Genomic DNA, 21,539 nt, shown 5'->3' on the forward strand with positions numbered 1-21,539 from the left:
TATCAAACATGATGCGCTTCGATTTGACGCCTCCCTCTCCAGGGCGCACCATGGGCGAAAAGGCGAGGGAAGATGCAGCAAGAAGAAACAGCCCGGCTGATAGAGGACTGGACCCAAACCCACGGCCGCACCCGCGACCGCCTGCTCCCCCTCCTCCACATGCTCCAGGAGGAGATCGGCTTTATCGATGGTAACGCTATCAAGATCATAGCCGAAAAACTCAACCTCACTCGCGCAGACGTTCATGGAGTCGTGACCTTCTACCATGATTTCCGCCGCGCCCCTGCCGGCCGCCATGTCGTAAAACTCTGCCGCGCCGAAAGCTGCCAGGCGAGAGGCGCCGCCGCCATGGAAAAGGCCGCCGCCGAACGGCTCGGCGTCCCGATGGGCGAAACCCGCCCCGACGGCCAGGTGACGCTGGAACCCATTTATTGCCTGGGCCTCTGCGCCGTCGGCCCCAACGCCCTGGTCGACGGCCGCCCCGTCGCAAGGATCGACGCCGCCGCGCTCGACCGGATCGCGCAGGAGGTCGCGGCATGACGCGCATCTATATCAGCCGGGACATGGCCTCGGTCGCCCTGGGCGCGGACGATGTCGCCCGCGCCTTCGAGGCCGCCGGATGCGAAGTGGTGCGCACCGGCAGCCGGGGTCTCTTCTCCATCGAACCGCTGGTGGAGGTCGAAAGCGAGGGAAAAAGGATCGGCTTCGGTCCGGTGGGCCCGGAAGACGTCGCGGCGGTGCTGGACGGCAGCCACAAAGCTCGCCTCGGCGACGTGGCGGAGTTGCCCTTCTTCGCCGGGCAGCAGCGCTTCACCTTCGCCCGCTGCGGGATCATCGACCCGCTCAGCCTCCAGGATTATGCCGATCATGGCGGCTGGCGCGGACTGGACGCGGCGCGGGCGATGGCGCCCCAGGCGGTGGTCGACGCGGTCAAGGCGTCCGGCCTGCGCGGGCGGGGAGGGGCGGGCTTCCCCACCGGCATCAAATGGCAGACCGTGCTGGATGCGGTTTCCGACGCCAAGTTCATCGTCTGCAACGCCGATGAAGGCGACAGCGGCACCTTCGCCGACCGCATGCTGATGGAGGGCGACCCCTTCTGCCTGATCGAGGGGATGGCGATTGCCGGTCACGCCGTGGGGGCGGGCCATGGCTATATCTATATCCGCAGCGAATATCCCTTCGCCATCGCCGCCATGCGGGAGGCTATCGCGCTTTCCGCCGAACGGATCGCGCCCTTCACGCTGGAGGTCCGGGTCGGCGCGGGCGCCTATGTCTGCGGCGAGGAGACGGCGCTGCTCGACAGCATAGAGGGCAAGCGGGGGCAGGTGCGCGCAAAGCCGCCCCTTCCCGCGCTGTCCGGTCTGTTCGGCCAGCCGACGGTGATCAACAATGTGCTGAGCCTCGCGGCGGTGCCCTTCATCCTGGCGGAAGGGGCGGAGGCCTATGCGGCGGTGGGCTTCGGCCGGTCTCGCGGCACCATGCCGGTGCAGCTTGCGGGCAATGTGAAGCATGGCGGACTCTATGAGATCGGCTTCGGCATCACCCTTGGCGAACTGGTGAACGGCATCGGCGGCGGCACTGCGAGCGGACGGCCGGTGCGCGCCGTGCAGGTGGGCGGACCATTGGGCGCTTATTTTCCGCCGAGCATGTTCGACCTGCCCTTCGACTATGAGGCTTTCGCGCAGGCGGGCGGGCTGATCGGCCATGCCGGGATCACCCTGTTCGACGATATGGTGGACATGGCGCATATGGCGCGCTTCGCCATGGAATTCTGCGCGGTCGAAAGCTGCGGCAAATGCACCCCCTGCCGCATCGGGTCGACGCGGGGCGTCGAGGTGATGGACCGGATCATCGCGGCGCGGGACAGCGCGCCTGCCGTCCCCGCCGGGCGGCAATGGGAGGGCTATCTCCAGAAGGCGCTCAACTCCCGCACCCCCGACCGGATCGATACCGGACTGGAGGCGCAGACCGCCCTGCTGCGCGACTTGTGCGACACGATGAAACATGGTTCGCTCTGCGCCCTGGGGGGCTTCACGCCCTATCCGGTGCTGAGCGCGCTCGACCATTTCCCTCAGGATTTCGGCGCTCCGGCCCCGATCAAGGAAGCCGCGGAATGAGCTACGCACGCGAAACCGATCATGGAACGCCCCCCGCCATCGCGACGGGCAAGCGCGTCACCCTGACCATCGACGGCGAGACGGTGACGATGCCGGAGGGCACGTCGATCATGCGGGCGGCGTCGCTTACCGGCTGCTCCATCCCCAAACTCTGCGCGACCGACAATGTGGAGAGTTTCGGTTCCTGCCGCCTCTGCCTGGTCGAGGTCGAGGGACGGAACGGCTATCCCGCCTCCTGCACCACGCCGGTCGCCGAGGGCATGGTGGTGCGCACCCAGACCGAACGGCTGAAACAGCTTCGGCGCGGGGTGATGGAACTGTACATCTCCGACCATCCGCTCGATTGCCTGACCTGCCCCGCCAATGGCGATTGCGAATTGCAGGACCAGGCGGGCGCGGTGGGCCTGCGCGACGTGCGCTACGGCTATGACGGCGCCACCAATATGGGGCAGGCGAAGGACCAGTCGAACCCCTATTTCGACTTCGATCCCAGCAAATGCATCCTCTGCTCCCGCTGCGTCCGCGCCTGCGACGAGGTGCAGGGCACGTTCGCCCTGACCATCGAAGGGCGGGGCTTCGATTCCAAGGTCTCGCCCTCGCAGGGCCAGGATTTCCTGTCGTCCGAATGCGTGTCCTGCGGCGCCTGCGTCCAGGCCTGCCCCACCGCCACCCTGACCGAGAAGAAGGTGGTGGAGGTCGGCACGCCCGACCGCTCGGTCGTCACCACCTGCGCCTATTGCGGCGTCGGCTGCACCTTCCGCGCCGAGATGCGGGGCGAGGAACTGGTCCGCATGGTGCCGTGGAAGGACGGCAAGGCCAATCGCGGGCATAGCTGCGTCAAGGGCCGCTTCGCCTGGGGCTATGCCCAGCATCGCGACCGCATCCTCAATCCCATGATCCGCGCCTCCGTGAACGAACCCTGGCGCGAAGTGTCGTGGGAGGAGGCCATCGCCCACACCGCCGGCGAGTTCCGGCGCATCCAGGCGAAATATGGCACCCGCAGCATCGGCGGCATCACCTCCAGCCGCTGCACCAATGAGGAGACGTTTCTCGTCCAGAAGCTGATCCGCCAGGGCTTCGGCAACAATAATGTCGATACCTGCGCCAGGGTCTGCCATTCCCCGACCGGCTACGGCTTGAAGACGACGTTCGGCACCTCCGCGGGCACGCAGGATTTCGACAGCGTCATGCAGGCCGATGTGATGCTCGTCATCGGCGCCAATCCGACCGACGGCCACCCGGTCTTCGCCAGCCGCATGAAGAAACGGCTCAGGCAGGGCGCGAAGCTGATCGTCATCGACCCCCGGCGGATCGATCTGGTGAAGTCCCCCCATGTCGAGGCGGCGCATCACCTGCCGCTGCGGCCCGGCACCAATGTCGCCATGCTGACGGCGCTGGCGCATGTGATCGTGACGGAGAAACTCTATGACGAGGCCTTCATCCGCGACCGCTGCGATTGGGACGAGTTCGCCGAATGGGCCGATTTCGTCTCCGAACCGCAGCGCTCGCCCGAAGCCGTCGAACCGCTGACCGGCGTCGAGGCGGAGGAAGTGCGCGCGGCGGCGCGGCTCTACGCGACGGGCGGGAACGCCGCGATCTATTACGGGCTGGGCGTCACGGAACATAGCCAGGGCAGTTCCACCGTCATGGCCATCGCCAATCTCGCCATGGCGACCGGCAATGTCGGGCGGGAGGGCGTGGGCGTGAACCCCCTGCGCGGGCAGAATAATGTGCAGGGCGCCTGCGACATGGGCAGCTTCCCGCATGAATTTTCGGGCTATCGCCATGTGTCGGACGATGCGGTGCGCGGCCAGTTCGAACAGGCCTGGGGCGTGGCGCTGGACGCCGAGCCGGGCCTGCGCATCCCCAACATGCTCGACGCGGCGACCGACGGGACGTTCAAGGGCATCTTCATCCAGGGCGAGGACATCCTCCAGTCCGACCCCAACACCCATCATGTCGCGGCGTGCCTCGCGGTGATGGAATGCGTGGTGGTGCAGGATCTGTTCCTCAACGAAACCGCCAATTACGCCCATGTCTTCCTGCCGGGATCGACCTTCCTGGAAAAGGACGGGACGTTCACCAACGCCGAACGCCGCATCCAGCGCGTGCGCAAGGTGATGGCGCCCTTGAACGGCTATGCCGACTGGGAAATCGTCCAGTTGGTCGCGAACGCCATGGGCCTCAACTGGACCTATGATCATCCCTCCGAAATCATGGACGAGATCGCCGCCCTGACCCCCACCTTCGCGGGCGTGCATTATGATCGGCTGGAGGCGGAAGGATCGCTGCAATGGCCCGCCAACGACGCCGCGCCGGACGGCACGCCGACCATGCATGTCGGCGGCTTCGTGCGGGGGAAGGGCAAGTTCGTCGTCACCGACTATGTACCCACCGACGAGAAGACCGGGCCGCGCTTCCCGCTGCTGCTGACCACCGGGCGCATCCTCAGCCAATATAATGTCGGCGCGCAGACCCGGCGTACGGCGAACGAGGCCTGGCATCCGGAGGACCGGCTGGAAATCCACCCGGCCGACGCGGAAAATCGCGGGATCAACGACGGCGACTGGGTCTCGCTCAAGAGCCGCGCCGGGGAAACCAGCCTGCGCGCCCTGATCACGGAGCGGGTCGCGCCCGGCGTCGTCTACACCACCTTCCACCACCCCGACACGCAGGCTAACGTCATCACCACCGACTATTCGGACTGGGCCACCAACTGCCCGGAATATAAGGTGACGGCGGTGCAGGTCATGCGATCCAACGGGCCGAGCGACTGGCAGCGCGACTATGTCGAACAGGCGCGCCGCAGCCGACGCATTGCGCCTGCGGAAGCGGCCGAATAGGATCGGCCGCATGAGCGACGAAAATGAGGTCATGTCGACCGAGGACCGCCTGATCTACATGGCGAACCAGATCGCCCGCAATGTCGAGGCGTTGGGCGAAGCGGAGGCCGTGGCCATGACGGCGGATCACATCCGCGCCTTCTGGGATCCGGCGATGCGGCGGCGCATCGGCATGCTGGCCGCCGCGCGTCCCGGCGCCTTGTCCCCGATAGCCGCCGCCGCGGTGGGCCGGATCGTGGCGCCTTGAGCGCCGGGCCGGAAGATCGGTCCTTCACCTTCAGGCAAGTGACGCCGGAAGGCCGCGTCGCGCCGGTGACGCGGGAACTGGCGGAAGAAGTGCCGATTGCCATCGAATTCAACGGCATCGGCTACGCCGTGCTGATGGCCACGCCCGCCGATGTGGAGGAACTGGTGCTGGGCTTCGCGCTGGCGGAACGGCTGATCGGCCGGGAGGATGCGCCGTTCGAGGTGGACGTGCATGCGACCGCGCAAGGGATCGTCGCCCGGGCGACCCTGCCGCAGGAGCGGACGGAGGCATTGCTGAGCCGGGTGCGGCATCGCGCCTCGGAATCTTCCTGCGGGATCTGCGGGGTGGAAAATCTGGAACAGGCGATCCGGCCCTTGCCGCCCGTCACGCCCTCGACATTGACCGGCAGTCAGGCGGTTTTCCGGGCGTTGGAGGAACTGAAAGGGCGCCAGCCGCTCAATGCGCGGACCGGCGCTGCCCATGCGGCGGCGCTGGCGGCGGCGGACGGCGCCATCCGCCTCGCCCGCGAGGATGTCGGGCGGCATAATGCGTTCGACAAGCTGATCGGCGCGATGTGGCGGCGCGGATGGGCGTGGGACGGCGGCTTTGCGCTGCTCTCCTCCCGCTGTTCCTATGAGTTGGTGGAAAAGGCGGTGCTGGCGGACTGCCCCTTGCTGGCGACGATTTCCGCGCCGACGCGCCTTGCGGCCGAACGGGCGGCCGGGGCGGGGCTGGCTCTGGCGGTGCTGGCGCGCCCCGACTCCATCCTGTTGTACGGGGAAGGGACGTCGGGTCTCGATCAGCGGGAAGCGTAACGGTTCCGCGGGGCGGGCGGGAATGGCGCCCTTCCTCCTCCCAATATGGGGAAGGGCGCCGCCCTGTCGCTCAGTGCAGCCCCGAACCGCCGCCCGCCAGTTCCTTGGCGATGGTTCCGACCATGTCCTTGGCGTCGCCGAACAGCATCTGGGTGTTGCTGTTGTAGTAGATCGGATTGTCGATCCCGGCGAAGCCCGCATTCATGGAGCGCTTGATGACGAATACCGACTTGGCCCGATCCGCCTCGATGATCGGCATGCCCGCGATGGCGCTTTGCGGATCGTCGCGGGCCGACGGGTTGATCGTGTCGTTCGCGCCGATGATCAGCGCCACGTCCGCCTGCGGCAGCTCCGGGTTGATGTCGTCCAGCTCGACCAACTGCTCATAGGGCACGTTCGCCTCGGCAAGCAGCACGTTCATATGGCCCGGCATGCGCCCCGCCACCGGATGGATCGCGAACTTCACGTCCACGCCCTTCTTGGTCAGCGCCTGATACAGTTCGCTGACCTTGTGCTGCGCCTGCGCCACCGCCATGCCATAGCCGGGGATGATGACCACGCTGCTGGCATTTTCAAGCTGCAACGCGGCTTCCTCGGCGGAGGCGGAACGCACCACCCGGTCGTCCTTGCCGCCCGCCGCGCCCGCCACGACCGCGCCGAAACCGCCGAACATGACGTTGGCGAAGCTGCGGTTCATCGCCTTGCACATGATGACCGCCAGGATGAAGCCGGAGGCCCCGTCCAGCGCGCCCGCCACGATCAGCAGCTTGTTGCCCAGGGCAAAGCCCATGGCGCTCGCCGCCAGACCGGCATAGCTGTTCAGCAGCGCGATGACGGTCGGCATGTCCGCGCCGCCGATGGGGATCACCAGCAATATGCCGAACAGCAGCGCCAGCGCCACGAAGGCCGGGAACAGCCAGGTCTGCGTCGGATCGATGGCCAGCATCGCGCCGATCACCACCGTCGCCAGCGCCACGCCGCCGTTCAGCACCCGCTGCCCGACGAAGGAGACGGGGCGGCTGCCCATCAATTCCTGCAACTTGGCGAAGGCGATGACCGATGCGGTGCAGGTCAGGAAACCCAGCAGCATCTCGAACATCAGCGCCCACAGGATGAAGCTGCCCGCATATTCGGCATGGGCGTGCTTATAATATTCCGCCGCGCCGATCAGGCCCACGGCCAGCGCGCCGAAGGCGTGGCTGATCGCCGTCCGCTGCGGGATGGCGGTCATCGGCATCAGCAGCGCCATGGGAATGCCGGCGGCCGCGCCCGCGACCATGGCGATCAGGATCAGGTTGTAGTCGACCACCTCATGCTGGACCAGCGCGCCGACGATGGCGACCAGCATGCCGACCTCGCCCGCGCGAACGCCCCGGCGGGCTGTCGAGGGATGGCTCATCCACATCAGCGCCAGGATGAACAGCGACGATGCGACGATCGCCGCAAAGGGTACCAATGCGTTCATCTCACTTCCCCCGCGGCTTGAACATCTTGAGCATGCGGTCGGTGATCATGAAACCGCTGACCAGATTGACCGTGGCGCAGAACACCGCGATGAAGCCCAAAGTCTTCGCCAGCGGCGTCGCGCCTTCCTCGCCGGTGATGGTGATGGCGCCGACGATCACCACCGCCGCGATGGCGTTGGTCAGCGACATCAAGGGCGAGTGCAGCAGCGGCGACACCTTCTTGATCAACTGGAAACCGACGAAGGCCGCCAGGATGAAGACGAACAGATAATCGGGATTAAGCGAACTCATGACAGTATCCCCGCCAATTGAAGCAGCCTTTCGCTGACGACTTTCCCACCCTGCGTCACGCGGATGGCGTTGCCGATTTCCTCGTCCAGCACCGGCGCGTTCCGGTCCTTGTTCCAGAAGGCGGAGAGGAAATTATAGAGGTTGCGCGCAAACAGCGCGGACGCGTCGGCGGCCAGGCGCGACGGCACATTCTTGTGCCCCACGATCTTGACGCCGTGCCGCTCGACCACCTGGCCCGGCACCGCGCCCTCGACATTGCCGCCCTGCTCGACGGCTAGGTCGACGATCACGCTGCCCGGCTTCATCGTCGCGATCTGCGCGTCGGAAATCAGGCGCGGCGCGGCCTTGCCCGGAATCAGCGCCGTGGTGATGACGATGTCCTGCTTGGCGATATGGCTGGACACCAGTTCGGCCTGCGCTTGTCTGTAATCATCCGACATTTCAGTGGCATAACCGCCCTTGCCCTCGCCCTCGATGCCCGCGACGCTCTCCACGAAGATCGCCTTGGCGCCCAGGCTCTCGATCTGCTCCCTGGTCGCGGAGCGCACGTCGGTGGCGGAAACCTGCGCGCCCAGCCGCTTCGCGGTCGCGATGGCCTGCAAACCGGCGACGCCGACGCCCATGATGAAGGCCTTGGCCGGCGAGACCGTGCCCGCCGCCGTCATCATCATCGGGAAGGACCGGCCATATTCGGCCGCCGCGTCCAGCACCGCCTTGTAACCGGCCAGGTTGGACTGGGACGACAATATATCCATCGACTGGGCGCGGGTGATGCGCGGCATGAATTCCATCGCCAGCGCCTCGAAACCCGCCGCCGCATAGGCGTCGATCCGCGCGCGTTCGACATAGGGGTTGAGGCCCGCGACGATCCATGCGCCGGGCCTGGCGCCCGCGATGCTGGCCGGGTCCGGACCCTGCACGCCCAGGATGATGTCGGCATCCGCCACCGTCGCGGCGCGATCCGCCACCGTGGCGCCCATGGCGGCATAGTCGGCGTCCGATATGGCGGCGGACAGCCCCGCGCCCGATTCCACCGCGACATCGGCGCCGAGCGCCCTGAATTTCTTGACCGTCTCCGGCGTGCCGGAAACGCGGCGCTCATCGGGCGCCGTCTCTTTCACTATGCCGATCTTCACTGCTTTCACCTCATCCCGTGCTGGCAGGTCTTTTGGCGCGGCCGAAACCGGCTGCGTCCAATGCTTCTGTTAATATGCCCATTATCAACCCTGTTGACTCGCCATAGTGGTAAATCTGGAAGAATCAAACAAATAATATGCGTGTTATTGGAAAGAGAGCGCGGGGAGTGCCCTTTTGCGCGCAAATTCGCTATTGGCGACCGGACGCCAGACGAGGAGCAAGATGAGCATTCGCAAGCAGAATTCCCGCGAAGGATTGGTGACGGCGGCGGTGGCGAAACTGCGCGACATGATCGTCGCGCAGCCGCCCGAAGCGCAGATCGGATCCTTGCCCGATCTGGCGAAGGCGCTGGGGGTCGGCATCGTCACCGTGCAACAGGCCGCGCGCGTTCTGGAGCATGAAGGATTTTTGAAGGTCCGTCGCGGGCCGGGCGGCGGCTATTACGGGACCCGGCCCGATGCGGAGGGGCTGAGCCAGGCGATTTCCGGCTTCCTGGCCCTGCATCATTCGGCACATCCGGAGGCCATCGACATCATCACCTTGCTCGACTGCGAACTGATGGCGGCGGCGGCGCGGGCGACGGATGAGGCGCTGCGGCAGAGGCTTGCGGCGCTGGTCAAGTCGATCGACGGGCGCAACACGGCGCGGCAGCGCGGGGCCTTCGACCAAAGCATGCTGGACATTCTCTACCTGATGGTCGACCGGCCGCTGATGGAACTTCTCTCTCGCGTGGCCGTGCACCATTATGCCGAATATCCGCGCGGGCCGGTCTATGGCGGGAGCGAGGGCAAGCAGCGCTGGAAGCGCGAGCGGCGCGCCATCATCGCCGCGATCCTGGACGGCGATCCGGAGCGCGCCCGCTTCGAGGCGCAACGCCGCCGCCGCGAGATCATGCGCCAACTCGACGCGGCCATCTGAACAAGGCGCGGGAGCGGAAGGCGAAGCGGCCGTTCCCCCTCCGAACAGAGGCTTCGCGGGCCATTCAGTATGTGCTAGCGCCCCGGCAATGACAAAGCCTGTCCTACCCTCCGGACCGAATGACGAGCCGTCGGCGCGCCGTCGCCAGATATTGGAGATCGCCGCCCAGCTATTCGCCAAAAAGGGCTATCGCGGCACGTCGATGCGGGACATCGGGGAGCAGGCGGGCGTGTTGGGGGGGTCGCTCTACCACCATATCAGGTCCAAGGACGCGCTGTTCGTCGAACTGCACAATGCCGCGCTGGACGAGGCGGAGGCGCGCATAGACGAAGCCGTGCGGGCGCAATCCGATCCATGGGCAAAGCTGAATGCGGCCTGCGCGACCCTGCTGGACATCCAGCTCGCCCCCGATTCCCTGACCACGCCGATGATGAACGATTTTAGGGAAGTGTCCGATGATGTGCGCGAGCAATTGATCGCCCGGCGCGATCGGTTCGAGGGGCTGTTCCGTTCCCTGGTGGATGAATTGCCGCTGCCGCCCCGGATCGACCGATCTATCTATCGCAATCTGCTTCTGGCCCAGTTGAATGCCACCGCCGACTGGTATCGGCCCGGCAAGCTCACCCCTGCGCAGATCGCCGCGCAGATTGCCGCCATCTTCCGGCATGAATGATCCGCCGGCTCCTTTTCTGTCATTTTCCGCATCTTCCGGACGATTTCGCCCGGCTGGAAAAATGTCTTAAAATTCGATGGAAATGTTGACCTTGAGCTTGCTGACGCCCGCGGCCTCGGCGATGCGGGTCTTCGACTGATCGATGACCTCCTTCAATGATCGGGTGTAGGATTCCGGTCCCGATCCGTCCGTTTCCCGAAGCGTCGAACGCCCCTTGCCGTAAAGCAATTGCTGTTCGGTCAGGCCGAAAACGGCGGAAAGAATGCGCAGATTTTCCCTTCGCGGCGTGGTCCGGCCGGTTTCCCAGCCCCAAATGGTGGGCTTGCTGAATCCCGTCCGTTCCGACAGCGCCGTGCGGCTCATCCCCTTTTCGTGCCGCAGTCGAAGCAGGCGTTCGCCCAGACCCTCGTCAGCAGCGCCCTCGGGCCGATCGCCGGCCGTCTGCATCGCGTCGCGGCCCGGATGGCGCAGCCTGATCGCGCTCACCACTCCCTGGGGCAGCGCGGTTTCGAAACGGCAGCCGAAAAGGGTGTCGTTCTGCCAGACGACGCGCGCCACGACCTCGTCCGCATCGGGCAGGGACAGCATGACTCCCTGTCCGATCTCCAGCGTCGACCTGGTCTCGATGAGCATGCCCGCCGTCGAGATGTCGTGGATCACCAGGTTCGCGTCGGCATCGCCGGACGTGCCGGGCAGTTCCAGGCGAATGCGCCATCGCGCGGCGCCGCGCCTGTTGTCGGTTTCCGGTGGCTGATCGACGATCGCTGAAATGGGCATCGATCGACTATTCGCATGGGCGGGTTTCCGGAACGTTAACAGGATGGTCCCGACCGCTTCGGGCGCCACGCGATGGCCCCAGCCGCCGTTGACTGTAACAGATGTTTGGTATAGACCCTGGCGACGCTTTCAGGAGAGCCCCATGTTCAGCTATGTACCGCCGATCGACGATTATCGCTTCCTGCTGACGGAGGTGCTCGGCTTCGACCGGGCGATGGCGGAGATGGGGAAGGAGGTCGATGCCGATCTGGCGGCGGCCGTGCTGGAGGAAGCGGGGCGCATGTGCGCCGACCGGCTGCACCCGCTCAACCGTCATGGCGATGAGGAGGGGAGCCGTCTCGTCGACGGGCTGGTGAAGACGCCGGAGGGCTTTGCCGACGCCTGGCGCGATTTCGCGGCGGCGGGCTGGGCGTCGCTGTCGGCGGATCCGGCATATGGCGGGCAGGGATTGCCGTTCATCCTCCAGCTTTGGCTGGACGAGATGCTCGCCGCTACCAACCTGTCCTTCGGCCTGTTTCCCGGCCTGACGCGCGGCGCGTGCGAGGCGATCATGGCCCATGCCAGCGATTTCCTGAAGGCCACCTATCTGCCGCCGATGGTGAGCGGCGAATGGACCGGCGCCATGGCGCTCACGGAAAGCGGCGCGGGCACCGACCTTGCCCTGCTGAAGACCAAGGCGGCGCCCGATGCCGACGGCAGCTATGCCATAACGGGGCAAAAGATCTTCATTTCCTCGGGCGATCATGATTTCGGCGGCAATATCGTCCATCTGGTGCTGGCGCGCCTGCCCGATGCGCCTGCGGGGGTGAAAGGCATCAGCCTGTTCCTGGTGCCTAAATATCTGCCCGATGCCGATGGCGGCTTCACGATCCGCAACAGCATGTCGGTCGGCGCGCTGGAGAAGAAGATGGGCATCCATGCCCAGCCGACCTGCGTGATGAATTATGACGGCGCGACCGGCTGGCTGGTGGGGGAGCCGCACAAGGGGCTGGCCGCGATGTTCACCATGATGAACGCCGAGCGGCTGATGGTCGGCATCCAGGGCCTGGGCATCGCCGGGGCATCCTACCAGCAGGCGGCCGGCTATGCGAAGGAGCGGCTCCAGGGACGCAGCGCCGACGGAGCGCGAGGCCCCGTCACGATCATCGAGCATGCTGATGTGCGGCGCATGCTGCTCAATATCCGCGCCTTCGTGGAGGCCGGGCGCGCGCTGGCCGGGTGGACCGCGTTGCAGCTCGACCGGGCGCATCACCATCCCGACGCGGCCGAACGAGCCAGGGCGGACGCGCTCGTCGCGCTGCTGACCCCGGTGGTGAAGGCGGCCTTCACCGATTTCGGCTTCGAAAGCGCGGTGCAGGCGCAACAGGTGTTCGGCGGGCACGGCTACATCCGCGAATGGGGCATGGAGCAATATGTCCGCGACGCCCGCATCGCCCAGATCTACGAGGGCACCAACGGCGTGCAGGCGATGGACCTGGTCGGGCGCAAGCTCCCCATGGCGGGCGGCGCGGTGGTGGAGGGCTTTTTCGCCCTCGTCGAAATGGATCTGGCCGCTGCCGAGGGCTTGAACATCGCCGCGAAGACGCGGGAGGCGCTTGCCTTGCTGCGCGGGGTGACGGCCTCGTTGCGCGGCGCGGGGACCGAAGCGGCCGGGGCTGCGGCGGTCGATTATCTGCGCCTCTTCGCGCTGGTGTCCATGGGCTGGATGTGGACGCGGATGGCCGCCGCCGCGCAGGGCGACGCGCCGCTGCACGGCGCGAAGCGCGCCGTGGCGGACTATTTCGCCCAGCGGATGCTGCCGCAGGCCCAGGGGCTGGCGGTCGGCATCGCCGCGGGCGAAGCCACGATCATGGCGCTCGGCGCCGAAGCCTTCTGAAAGGACCGACATGGCTGTAGAGAAGAGGCGGGAAGGCGAGACCATCGTCCTGCGCCTGTCCAACGGGCCGGTAAACGCCCTTTCCGCCGGCAACGGCTTTGTTGACCAGATAGCGGCGGCGGTCGACGAGGCGGCAGGCGATCCCGCATGCCGCGTCATCGTCATCGCAGGCGCGGGCCGGATGTTCTGCGGCGGCGCGGACATCGGCGATTTCGATGGCGCTCCGACGCAGGTCAGCCGCGTGCGGGACGTGATCGCGGCGGTCGAGGCCTGCGAGAAGCCGGTGATCATGGCGATCCATGGCATGGCTTTGGGCGGCGGCCTGGAACTCGCCATGGCGGGTCATTATCGCATCGCGCAGGCGGGCAGTCGCCTTGGCCTGCCGGAGGTGACGCTGGGCCTGTTGCCCGGCGCCGGGGGAACGCAGCGCCTGCCTCGGCTGATCGGGGCTGGCGCGGCGCTTGACATGATGCTGTCGGGCAAGCCCGTGACGGCGGAGCAGGCGGCCTCATCCGGACTGGTCGATCGGTTGGTCGACGACGACGTGGTGGAGGCGGCGCTGGAAGTGGCGCGTGGCGCGCCCCCGCTGCGCCGCACGGGCGCTCTGCCGGTGCCTGTCGATCTTGCCGAAGCCGTCGATGCGCGCCGGGCGAAGCTGCGCGCCGGATTGAGCCAGGCGCCTGCCCGGATCGTCGATTGCGTGGCGGCGCTGTCGGACGATCTGGCCGCCGGCTTGGCACTGGAGGCGAGGCTGTTCGGGGAACTGATGCGATCCGAAGCATCCCGTGGCCTGCGGCACGCCTTTTTCGGGGAACGAACCGTGGCGCGCATTCCCGGACTGGCGGCGGACGTTCGACCGCGCGACGTCCGCCGGGTTGGCGTCGTGGGCGGCGGCCTGATGGGCACCGGCATCGCGCTCGCGCTGCTGAATGCGGGCGTGCCCGTGACGATGGTCGAACTGCGGGCCGAGGCGCTGTCCAAGGCGGAGGCCGCCATTCGCAAGACGATCCAGCGCGATGTGGAGAAGGGCAGGATCGGCCAGGATGCGGCCGATGCGCGCATGGCCGCCTTCACGTCCGCCACGGAGCTGGAGGCCCTCGCCGAAGCGGACCTGGTGATCGAGGCGGTGTTCGAGGACATGGGCGTCAAGAAGCAGGTCTTCTCCGCGCTCGACGCGATAACCCGGCCGGACGCGATTTTGGCGAGCAACACCTCGACGCTGGACCTGGACGCCATCGCCGCGCTGGTGGCCGATCCCTCGCGGGTCGTGGGCCTGCATTTCTTCTCGCCCGCCAATATCATGCGGCTGCTGGAGGTGGTGCGCGGCAGGGACACGGCGCCGGACGTGCTCGCGACCGCGATGGCGCTGGGCAAGCGGATCGGCAAGGTGGGCGTGGTGTCGGGCGTGTGCGACGGCTTCATCGGCAATCGCATGTTCGAGGAATATCTGCGCCAGGTCTATTTCTTGCTGGAGGAAGGCGCGCTGCCGCAGCAGATCGATGCTGCGATGGAGCGCTGGGGCATGGCGATGGGCCCATGCCGGACCATGGATCTGGCCGGGCACGATATTGGCTGGGCGATCCGCAAGCGCCGCGCTGTGGAGCAGCCCGACCGCCCCTATTCCGGAGTGATCGACCGCATCTGCGAACTGGGCCGGTTCGGGCAGAAGAGTGGAAAGGGCATCTACGTCTATCCGGATGGCCGCACTGCGCAGACTGATCCGGAAATCACCCGGCTGATCGAGGATTATTCGGCGGAGATCGGCCTTCAGCGGCGCGCGATCGGCGATGAGGAGATCGTCGGCCGCTGCCTGCTCGCCCTGGTCAACGAAGGCGCCCATATCCTGGAAGAGGGGATTGCCTATCGCCCGGTCGACATCGACATGATCTACCTCCATGGCTATGGCTTCGGCCGCGAACGGGGCGGGCCGATGTTCCAGGCGGACCTGATGGGCCTGCCCGCGGTGCTGGATCGGCTTCGCGCCCTTGCCGCTGGCCGCAACGGTTGGGCATGGACTCCCGCCCCGCTGATCGAGCGGCTCGCCGCCACCGGCGGGCGCTTCGGGGATCTCGATTTTCAGGATGGGAACGCCCAATGACGAATGTCTTTCCGGTATCGGCGGCGCGGACCGCCATGGGCTGAATCACCACACGCCCTGGCGCAGCCGCTCCGCCAGGCTGGTGAAGGGCTTGGCCAGCCGTTCGCGCCGCTGTCCAGCCCCCCGTCGCGCACGATCACGTCCTTGGCGTAACCCGATGCGTAGAGGATGCGCAGCCGCGACTGCCGGGCGCGCGCGTCGTCGTCATCTCGACCGCCAAAATCGCTTCCGATGGGCGTATCCGCCGCTTTGCACCCGGTTTGCGTGAAGTCGTGGCTCCTGCGCGGCAGTCGGCGACCGGCGGCGCATCTCTGCAAGGGTCCATGCGTTCAGGGCGGAAGAAGGAGAGAATCATGGCAGACCTGAGCGCGATCAAGGAACATATGGACATTATCGGGGCCGACGGCGTGCATGTCGGCACGGTCGACAAGGTGGAAGGCGACCGGATCAAGATGGTCAAGGCCGACAGCGGATCGCATGGGGACCATCATCATTTCATCGCCGGTGGACTGGTGGCGGCGGTGGAAGGCAATCAGGTCCGGCTTTCCGCCGAGGGCGCCGCGGCGGTCCTCCTGGAGGAAGAGGAAGGCGGTCAGGCGATCATGGACGATGACGACTGACGCCGGCCGCAGCAACGGAGAATCGTCATGGCTGGAAATTCGCCCGGCGACCATCGGGCCGAAGTGGCGAACATGACCGACGAGGAACTCATCGATAGCTGGGAAACGGCGTCGGACAAGGAGACGGAGAACCTGTCTCCCTTCCTTCGGGCCGTGGTCGAGGAAATGGACCGGCGCAGGATCGCCTTTTCCCGCGATCAGGGAGGCGCGTGATGGCCGGGACGCTCGGCAAAGGCGATGCCGTGACGTGGAAAAGCCGTGGCGGAGAGGCCCGTGGCAAGGTGGTGAAGAAGGTTACCGGAACGACCCGGATCAAGGGTCACAAGGTCGCCGCCACCCCGGACGATCCCCAGTTCATCGTGGAAACCGACGCGGGCAAGCGGGCCGCGCACAAGCCCGAAGCGCTCAGGAAGCGGTGAGCGCGCCATGAGGCCGCCTCAATAGCCGACGGCATAGCCCATGCGGCGGGGGTCCGCCCCGCCCATGCGCGCGCCCGACGGGGCGACCGATATGCCCTGGACGCTGCCGATGGCATAGGGCCCCACCTTCTCGATCCGGTGGCCCATGGCGGCCAGCCCTTGCAGCACGGGATCGGGGAAGCGGCCCTCCGCCTGCACGGTGACGGCGGCGCCAGGCCGGTAGAAATTCGGATCGGCATCCAGCGCGAAGCGCGGCGCCTCTATGGCTGCCTGGATCGGCATGCCGCGATCGACGATGTTGACCAGGAACTGGAACTGCGTCTGGCCGATCGTCTCCCCGCCGGGCGACCCGAACACCAGATGCAACCGGCCCTTGTCGAGCAGGATGGTGGGGCCATTGCCCAACAGCGCCACCTTGCCGGGCGCGACCTTGTTGGGGTGGCCGTCATAGGGCGCGGTGGACCCCAGCCTCAGCCCGTTGTTGAAGAGGATGCCCGTATTGCCCATCACCAGGAAAGTGCCGAATCCGCCGCCGATGGTGGTGGTGACGGCGATGGCGTTGCCGTCCGCATCGACGGCGGACAGGCTGGTCGTGTCGCCGCCCCGCGTGCGGTCGTCACCCCGCGCCGCAAAGCGCGGCCGCGCCCGTTCCAACGCTGCCGCCTGGTCGAAGGCTGCGGCATTGCCGCCCTCCGGATAGAGGCCTGCGCGGGCCGGATCGATCAGCTTGCGCCGTTCCGCCGCGAAGCGCTTGGAAAGCAGGCCCTCGACCGGCGTCTGCGCGAAGCGGGGATCGGAGGCGTAGCGATAGACGTCGGCCTTGGCCACCTTGATCGCCTCGATCAGCAAATGGGCGAGTTGCGGGCCGTCCGCCGGCAGGGCGGCAAGGTCGAACCCCTCGACCAGATTGAGCTGCTCGCACAACTCCAGCCCGGTGCGGGAGGTCAGCGGACTGCTGTAGACGTCCAGCCCTCGATAATGGGTGCTGACAGGGTCGCTCCAGCGCGGCCGATAGGCCTTGAGATCGTCGAGGCGCAGCCAGCCGCCGGTTTCGGTCGAAAAGCGCGCGAATTCCCGCGCAATGGGGCCGGTGTAGAAATAGTCGTAGGCGGCCTGCAGGGCGCGATCCCGGTCGGCGCCGCCCTTCAGCGCCGCGGTCTCGGCATCGGCCAGCGCCTGGAAGGTGCGGGCGAGATCGGGGTTGCGGAAGATGGAGCGGGGCGCCGGCGGCTGTCCGTCCGGCAGGAACAGGGCGGCGCTGGTCGGATAGAGGCTGATCGTCTTTTGCGCCCGGCCGATGAACAGGGCGATGGACGGATCGAGCGGATGGCCGTCGCGGGCATAGCCGATCGCCGGTTCCAGCAAGGTGGCGAGCGGCAGCCTGCCGAAGCGCCGGGCCAAAGCGATCCAGCCGCCGAAGGCGCCGGGCACGGTCAGCGCCCTGGGGCCATGGTCGAGCGCCTTGGGATCGACCTGAGGATCCAGCAGGCGCGGCGCGCCGCCGGTGAAGGCGAGCGAATGGACCTTGCCAGCCTTGCGGTCCAGACAGGTGGCGAAGCCATTGCCGCCTGCGCTGGATGCCCAGGGTTCGACGACGTTCATCACCGCCATGGCGGCGACCACCGCGTCGGCCGCGCTGCCGCCCTGCATCAGCATGCGGGTTCCGGCCATGGCGGCCAGAGGGTGGCCGGCGGTGACGCCGCCATGCGGCATCGGCACTTCGACGCGATGCGCCGCGACGCTCGTTCCGCCGGAACGGGGCGCATCCGGGGCGCGGGCGCCCGATTGCGCGCCGGCGGTGGACGCAATGCCGGCGAGGGCCAGGCCCGAAAGGCCGGCGGCAAGCAATTCCCGACGGTCGAGCGCTTCCGGGCGCCGGGGCTTATCGGGAGCGGCCATGGGTCAACCTTCGGTCCTGCTGACAAGGGAAAAGGGGATGCGGCGCCCAAAGCCGGACGCCGCATCCCCACGCATCAAAAGGACTTCTTGATGCTGGTGTACCAGTAGCGCGCCTGCGGCTGGTAGAGGTTCGACAGATAGCCGGTCGATGCCAGCGGCGGATCCTTGTCGAAGATGTTGCGCGCGCCGATCTGGATGCTGGTGTCGTTGAGCGGCCCGCCATTCTTGAACGTATATTGGGCATAGAGATTGACGGTCGTCTGCCCCTTCACGATCCAGGGATTGGTCGAGGCATCGCGTACCGCATTTTCATAGACGCTGTCGATGAACTGCGTGAAGGCGCCGATCTTCACCGGCCCCAGCGTCCAGTCCAGCGTCGCGGCGATCCGCCAACGGGGCTGGCCGTCGCGGCCGACGACATCGCCACCGCCCTGGATCGGCACGCCCGCATTGACCAAGCCCGCCGAGCGCCCGTCGATCACCGCCGTCACCCCGGCCGGGGCATCGACATAATAGCTGATCAGGCGCGATGCGTTGACGTTGAGCGAGAAGGTGCCGATGGCCGCGGTCGGCAGCAGATAGTCGAGGTTGAAATCGATGCCCTGCACCGTCACCGGCAGAAGGTTCTCGAAATTCGCGACGACATAGAGCAGCTCGCCCACCGGGGCGAGGCCGGTGCCCGCCACCAGCGCGGCATCGTCCGCCGTCGGGTCGCGGCGCACGACATTGGGGTTGGTGCTGCCCTGCACCCGCCGCAGATAGTCGAGGTTGAGGCCGTTCTGATAGTCGAGCAGGCCGACCACATTCTTCTGCTTGATGCGCCAGCGGTCGACGGTGAACGTCACCTTGCCCCATCCGTCGCCCAGCGGCGGGGAGAAGACCGCGCCGAAGCTCCAGCTTTCCGATTCCTCCGGCTTCAGATTGGGATTGCCGCCGCTGCGCCGCAGGACGGAGATGCTGCGGTTGCACTGGGAGAAGTTGGCGATCCGCCCGGCGCGCAGGTCCGCCTCGCACAGCACATAGTCGATGCCGGTGTTCACGCGGTCCAGCGTGGAGGTGTTGATGACCTCCAGGTTGGGGGCGCGGAAGCCCTGCGACCAGGAACCGCGCAGGCGCATGCCCTCCAGCAGTTCCCAGCTTCCCGCGATCTTCGGCTTCGCGACCGATCCGACGTCGCTATAGTCTTCATAGCGTCCGGCGATCTGGAAATCGAGGCTGCGGAAGAAGGGAACCTCCATCTCCGGGCTGAAGATGGGGATGGCGAGTTCCGCATAGGCCGACTTCACGTTGCGCTTGCCGCGCACGTCCGGGCTGGGACTGGCGCCGCCCAGGTCGGAACCGTAGAAGATGCCGGTGACGGCGTCCGTATAGGTCGTGTCGACCCCGCGAATGCCGCCCTGATAGGGGGAACGATTGTCATGATAGGTTTCGCGGCGATATTCGACGCCCGCCGCGATGCCGATGCTGTTGTCCGCCCACAGGCCCAGCAGATTGGCGTTGGAGACCTTGAAGTCCCACAGGGCCAGCGACGTGCGCGTCTTGCGCGTCGCCTTGATGCGGAAGCTGTCAATGGTCGCATCGCTGTTGGGCGTGCAATCCCCGATGGACGGCCTGTCGACGCAGCCGCCGTTGAAGGGGTTGTAGGCGTCGGGCGTGGTACGGTTGATCGCGGCCTGCAACAGGGTGTTGGAGAAGTTCTCCTGCGTGTCCGCGGCGGTCGCCCAGGTGTAAAGGCCGGCCGTATCCCAGTCCCAATCCCCGATCTGGCCCTTCAGGCCGCCCAGGAAGCGATACTGATAGTTGGTCACGTCGACCTTGCGCGATCCCACGTCGACATAGTTGAGCGAGGTGATCTGCACCGGCAGGCCCGACGCCGGAACGACAGCGGTGCTGAGGCCGGGCAGGCGGTTGGGCGAGCCGACCGGGCCGAGCGGGTTCCAATAGGCATTGGCGGCGACGGTGATCGGAATGTTCGCCAGCGAACCCGGCGCGCCGATGATCGCCTGCGTCTTGCCCCGATAGAAACCGGCTTCGCCATAGAGGGTCAGGCTGTCGGTCAGGTCGAAATGACCGTTGGCGAACAGGTTGATGCGCTTGACCGAAGGCTGGGTGGTCAGGTCGCTGAACGTCGCCGGCGAATTGAAGCGAAGGTTGCTGTCGACCGTCGCCATCTCCGTCGCGCCGTTGCCATCGTCATAGCAAGTGCCCGTGGTGCCCGACGGGATGCGGCATCCGCTGTTGGTGCTGGGCTGGATGTGGAACTGGCTGGAACTGTTGGTGAAGGCGGTGCCGTTGCTGGTGATGGTCCGGTTGAGGAAAGTGCCGTTGGCGGCGGGGCTCAGCGCGCGGAACGTGCCCCAGGGCGTGCTGGTGCTGGTGCCGTTGAACGCCGAGACATTGGCGAAGGGCGTGCCCGCGACATAGCCGCGCCTGTCGACATTGGCGGTATAGTCCTGATCGCTCAGGTAAAGTTTCGATTTCTGCGCATATCCGGCGAACAGGGTTATGTTGCCGCGCCCTTCGCTAAAGTCCTTGCCGATCAAGCCGTTGACCGTGAACTCACGAAGATTGGTGCCTTCCGCTCCGCCATATTGGGCGTCGAACTTCGCGCCGTCGAAATCTGAATTGAGGACATTGTTGACGACGCCCGCGACTGCGTCGGACCCGTAAAGCGCCGCCGCGCCGTCGCGCAGCACTTCCACGCGGGCGATGTTGCCGACGGGAATGGTGTTGGCGTTATAGCCGAAGGTGGGGACGCCGGAATCGATGACGCCCGAAATCGCCTGCGACGTCGGGTGCAGCACGGTGCGGCGGCCGTTGATCAGCAGCAGCGTGTTGCCCTGGCCCAGGCCGCGCAGCGACACGGTGGAAACGTCGCCGCGCGCGGCGTTGGCGTTGCCGCCGCCCAGCACCTGCTCGTTGAAGGTGACGCCGCCCAGTTGCGGGATGGACCGGAACAGGTCCGCGCCGGAAACCGCGGCCACCGCCTCGATCTGCTGTTCGCCCACGACGTTGACAGGCAGGGCGCCGGTCGTGTTAGCGCCCCTGATCTGGGAACCGATGACGACGATCTCGGCGCCTTTGTCCGCTTCGTCCTGCGGTGCGGCGTCGGTCTGCGCATAGAGCGCGCCGGTCGTCATCGCCCAGATACTGGCTCCTGCCAGTATCGATATGCTGTTTCTTCTCACCCTCATCTTGCTGTTCCCCTGTGAAGAAATCCCTTGTCGCCGATCTCCCCGGCCGAAGGACTTTGCGCGATGTCAGTTATCGGGCAGGTGCGCGCCGATGAATCCCGTGCACGACTGGCGTTTGTTCTTGGAAATTGGGTATTGGCCCAGACTGT

General features: G+C 66.5%; 18 protein-coding genes. 12 read left to right on the forward strand and 6 right to left on the reverse strand.

Annotated features, from left to right (window positions below; translation table 11 throughout):
* Window positions 1-72 precede the first annotated feature (72 nt).
* Genes Sj15T_RS18160 through fdhD form a run of 5 tightly spaced genes read left to right on the forward strand, consistent with a single transcriptional unit; the run spans window position 73 to window position 6,022 of the window.
* A complete protein-coding gene (locus tag Sj15T_RS18160) occupies window positions 73-540 on the forward strand; it encodes an NADH-quinone oxidoreductase subunit E (RefSeq protein ID WP_013053748.1) in 468 nt (155 codons plus the stop codon).
* Window positions 537-2,117: a formate dehydrogenase beta subunit gene (locus Sj15T_RS18165; protein WP_013053749.1), complete on the forward strand. Its 1,581-nt coding sequence runs from the start codon at window positions 537-539 to the stop codon at window positions 2,115-2,117. Before Sj15T_RS18160 ends, Sj15T_RS18165 begins: the two co-directional genes overlap by 4 nt.
* Complete coding sequence (gene fdhF, locus Sj15T_RS18170) at window positions 2,114-4,960, forward strand: formate dehydrogenase subunit alpha (protein WP_013053750.1); 2,847 nt, start codon at window positions 2,114-2,116, stop codon at window positions 4,958-4,960. Before Sj15T_RS18165 ends, fdhF begins: the two co-directional genes overlap by 4 nt.
* 10 nt (window positions 4,961-4,970) lie before the next feature.
* A complete protein-coding gene (locus Sj15T_RS18175) occupies window positions 4,971-5,207 on the forward strand; it encodes a formate dehydrogenase subunit delta (RefSeq protein ID WP_013053751.1) in 237 nt (78 codons plus the stop codon).
* Window positions 5,204-6,022, forward strand: a complete 819-nt coding sequence (gene fdhD, locus Sj15T_RS18180; protein ID WP_013053752.1) for a formate dehydrogenase accessory sulfurtransferase FdhD — start codon at window positions 5,204-5,206, stop codon at window positions 6,020-6,022. Before Sj15T_RS18175 ends, fdhD begins: the two co-directional genes overlap by 4 nt.
* Window positions 6,023-6,092: 70 nt before the next feature.
* On the opposite strand, the gene Sj15T_RS18185 is transcribed toward fdhD, so the two are convergent.
* Genes Sj15T_RS18185 through Sj15T_RS18195 form a run of 3 tightly spaced genes read right to left on the reverse strand, consistent with a single transcriptional unit; the run spans window position 6,093 to window position 8,915 of the window.
* Window positions 6,093-7,487 (reverse strand): NAD(P)(+) transhydrogenase (Re/Si-specific) subunit beta, encoded by a 1,395-nt coding sequence (locus Sj15T_RS18185; RefSeq protein ID WP_013053753.1) that lies wholly within the window; start codon window positions 7,485-7,487, stop codon window positions 6,093-6,095.
* A 1-nt stretch (window position 7,488) separates the two neighbouring features.
* Window positions 7,489-7,779 carry an NAD(P) transhydrogenase subunit alpha gene (locus Sj15T_RS18190; RefSeq protein ID WP_013053754.1) on the reverse strand — a complete coding sequence of 97 codons (291 nt, stop codon included), beginning with the start codon at window positions 7,777-7,779 and terminating at the stop codon, window positions 7,489-7,491.
* Window positions 7,776-8,915: an NAD(P) transhydrogenase subunit alpha gene (locus tag Sj15T_RS18195; protein WP_013053755.1), complete on the reverse strand. Its 1,140-nt coding sequence runs from the start codon at window positions 8,913-8,915 to the stop codon at window positions 7,776-7,778. The genes Sj15T_RS18190 and Sj15T_RS18195 overlap by 4 nt, the downstream gene beginning before the upstream one ends.
* 223 nt (window positions 8,916-9,138) lie before the next feature.
* Between Sj15T_RS18195 and Sj15T_RS18200 the strand changes: the two genes are divergently transcribed.
* Window positions 9,139-9,834, forward strand: coding sequence for an FCD domain-containing protein (locus tag Sj15T_RS18200; RefSeq protein ID WP_013053756.1), 696 nt, complete (start codon window positions 9,139-9,141; stop codon window positions 9,832-9,834).
* Window positions 9,835-9,922: 88 nt separating this feature from the next.
* Window positions 9,923-10,507 (forward strand): TetR/AcrR family transcriptional regulator, encoded by a 585-nt coding sequence (locus Sj15T_RS18205; protein WP_013053757.1) that lies wholly within the window; start codon window positions 9,923-9,925, stop codon window positions 10,505-10,507.
* A gap of 66 nt (window positions 10,508-10,573) precedes the next feature.
* Here the strand turns inward: Sj15T_RS18205 and Sj15T_RS18210 are convergent, their stop codons facing one another.
* Window positions 10,574-11,284, reverse strand: coding sequence for a helix-turn-helix domain-containing protein (locus tag Sj15T_RS18210; protein WP_013053758.1), 711 nt, complete (start codon window positions 11,282-11,284; stop codon window positions 10,574-10,576).
* A 142-nt stretch (window positions 11,285-11,426) separates the two neighbouring features.
* Between Sj15T_RS18210 and Sj15T_RS18215 the strand changes: the two genes are divergently transcribed.
* The 5 genes from Sj15T_RS18215 (at window position 11,427) to Sj15T_RS18235 (ending at window position 16,297) form a co-directional block, all read left to right on the forward strand.
* A complete protein-coding gene (locus tag Sj15T_RS18215; RefSeq protein ID WP_013053759.1) occupies window positions 11,427-13,160 on the forward strand; it encodes an acyl-CoA dehydrogenase family protein in 1,734 nt (577 codons plus the stop codon).
* 10 nt (window positions 13,161-13,170) lie between these two features.
* Entirely contained in the window at window positions 13,171-15,258 is a 2,088-nt protein-coding gene (locus Sj15T_RS18220; protein ID WP_013053760.1) for a 3-hydroxyacyl-CoA dehydrogenase NAD-binding domain-containing protein, read from the forward strand.
* A 353-nt stretch (window positions 15,259-15,611) separates the two neighbouring features.
* Window positions 15,612-15,878: a DUF2171 domain-containing protein gene (locus Sj15T_RS18225; RefSeq protein WP_013053762.1), complete on the forward strand. Its 267-nt coding sequence runs from the start codon at window positions 15,612-15,614 to the stop codon at window positions 15,876-15,878.
* A gap of 27 nt (window positions 15,879-15,905) precedes the next feature.
* Window positions 15,906-16,091 (forward strand): hypothetical protein, encoded by a 186-nt coding sequence (locus tag Sj15T_RS18230; RefSeq protein WP_013053763.1) that lies wholly within the window; start codon window positions 15,906-15,908, stop codon window positions 16,089-16,091.
* Window positions 16,091-16,297 carry a DUF2945 domain-containing protein gene (locus Sj15T_RS18235; protein ID WP_013053764.1) on the forward strand — a complete coding sequence of 69 codons (207 nt, stop codon included), beginning with the start codon at window positions 16,091-16,093 and terminating at the stop codon, window positions 16,295-16,297. The genes Sj15T_RS18230 and Sj15T_RS18235 overlap by 1 nt, the downstream gene beginning before the upstream one ends.
* A gap of 18 nt (window positions 16,298-16,315) precedes the next feature.
* Here the strand turns inward: Sj15T_RS18235 and Sj15T_RS18240 are convergent, their stop codons facing one another.
* Complete coding sequence (locus Sj15T_RS18240; RefSeq protein WP_013053765.1) at window positions 16,316-18,196, reverse strand: gamma-glutamyltransferase; 1,881 nt, start codon at window positions 18,194-18,196, stop codon at window positions 16,316-16,318.
* 74 nt (window positions 18,197-18,270) lie between these two features.
* On the reverse strand, window positions 18,271-21,336 hold the full coding sequence (locus Sj15T_RS18245; protein ID WP_041386805.1) for a TonB-dependent receptor: 3,066 nt from the start codon (window positions 21,334-21,336) through the stop codon (window positions 18,271-18,273).
* Window positions 21,337-21,539 lie beyond the last annotated feature (203 nt).

The organism is Sphingobium sp. TA15, assembly GCF_037101235.1.
In the GTDB taxonomy this organism is placed as follows: Bacteria; Pseudomonadota; Alphaproteobacteria; order Sphingomonadales; family Sphingomonadaceae; genus Sphingobium; species Sphingobium indicum.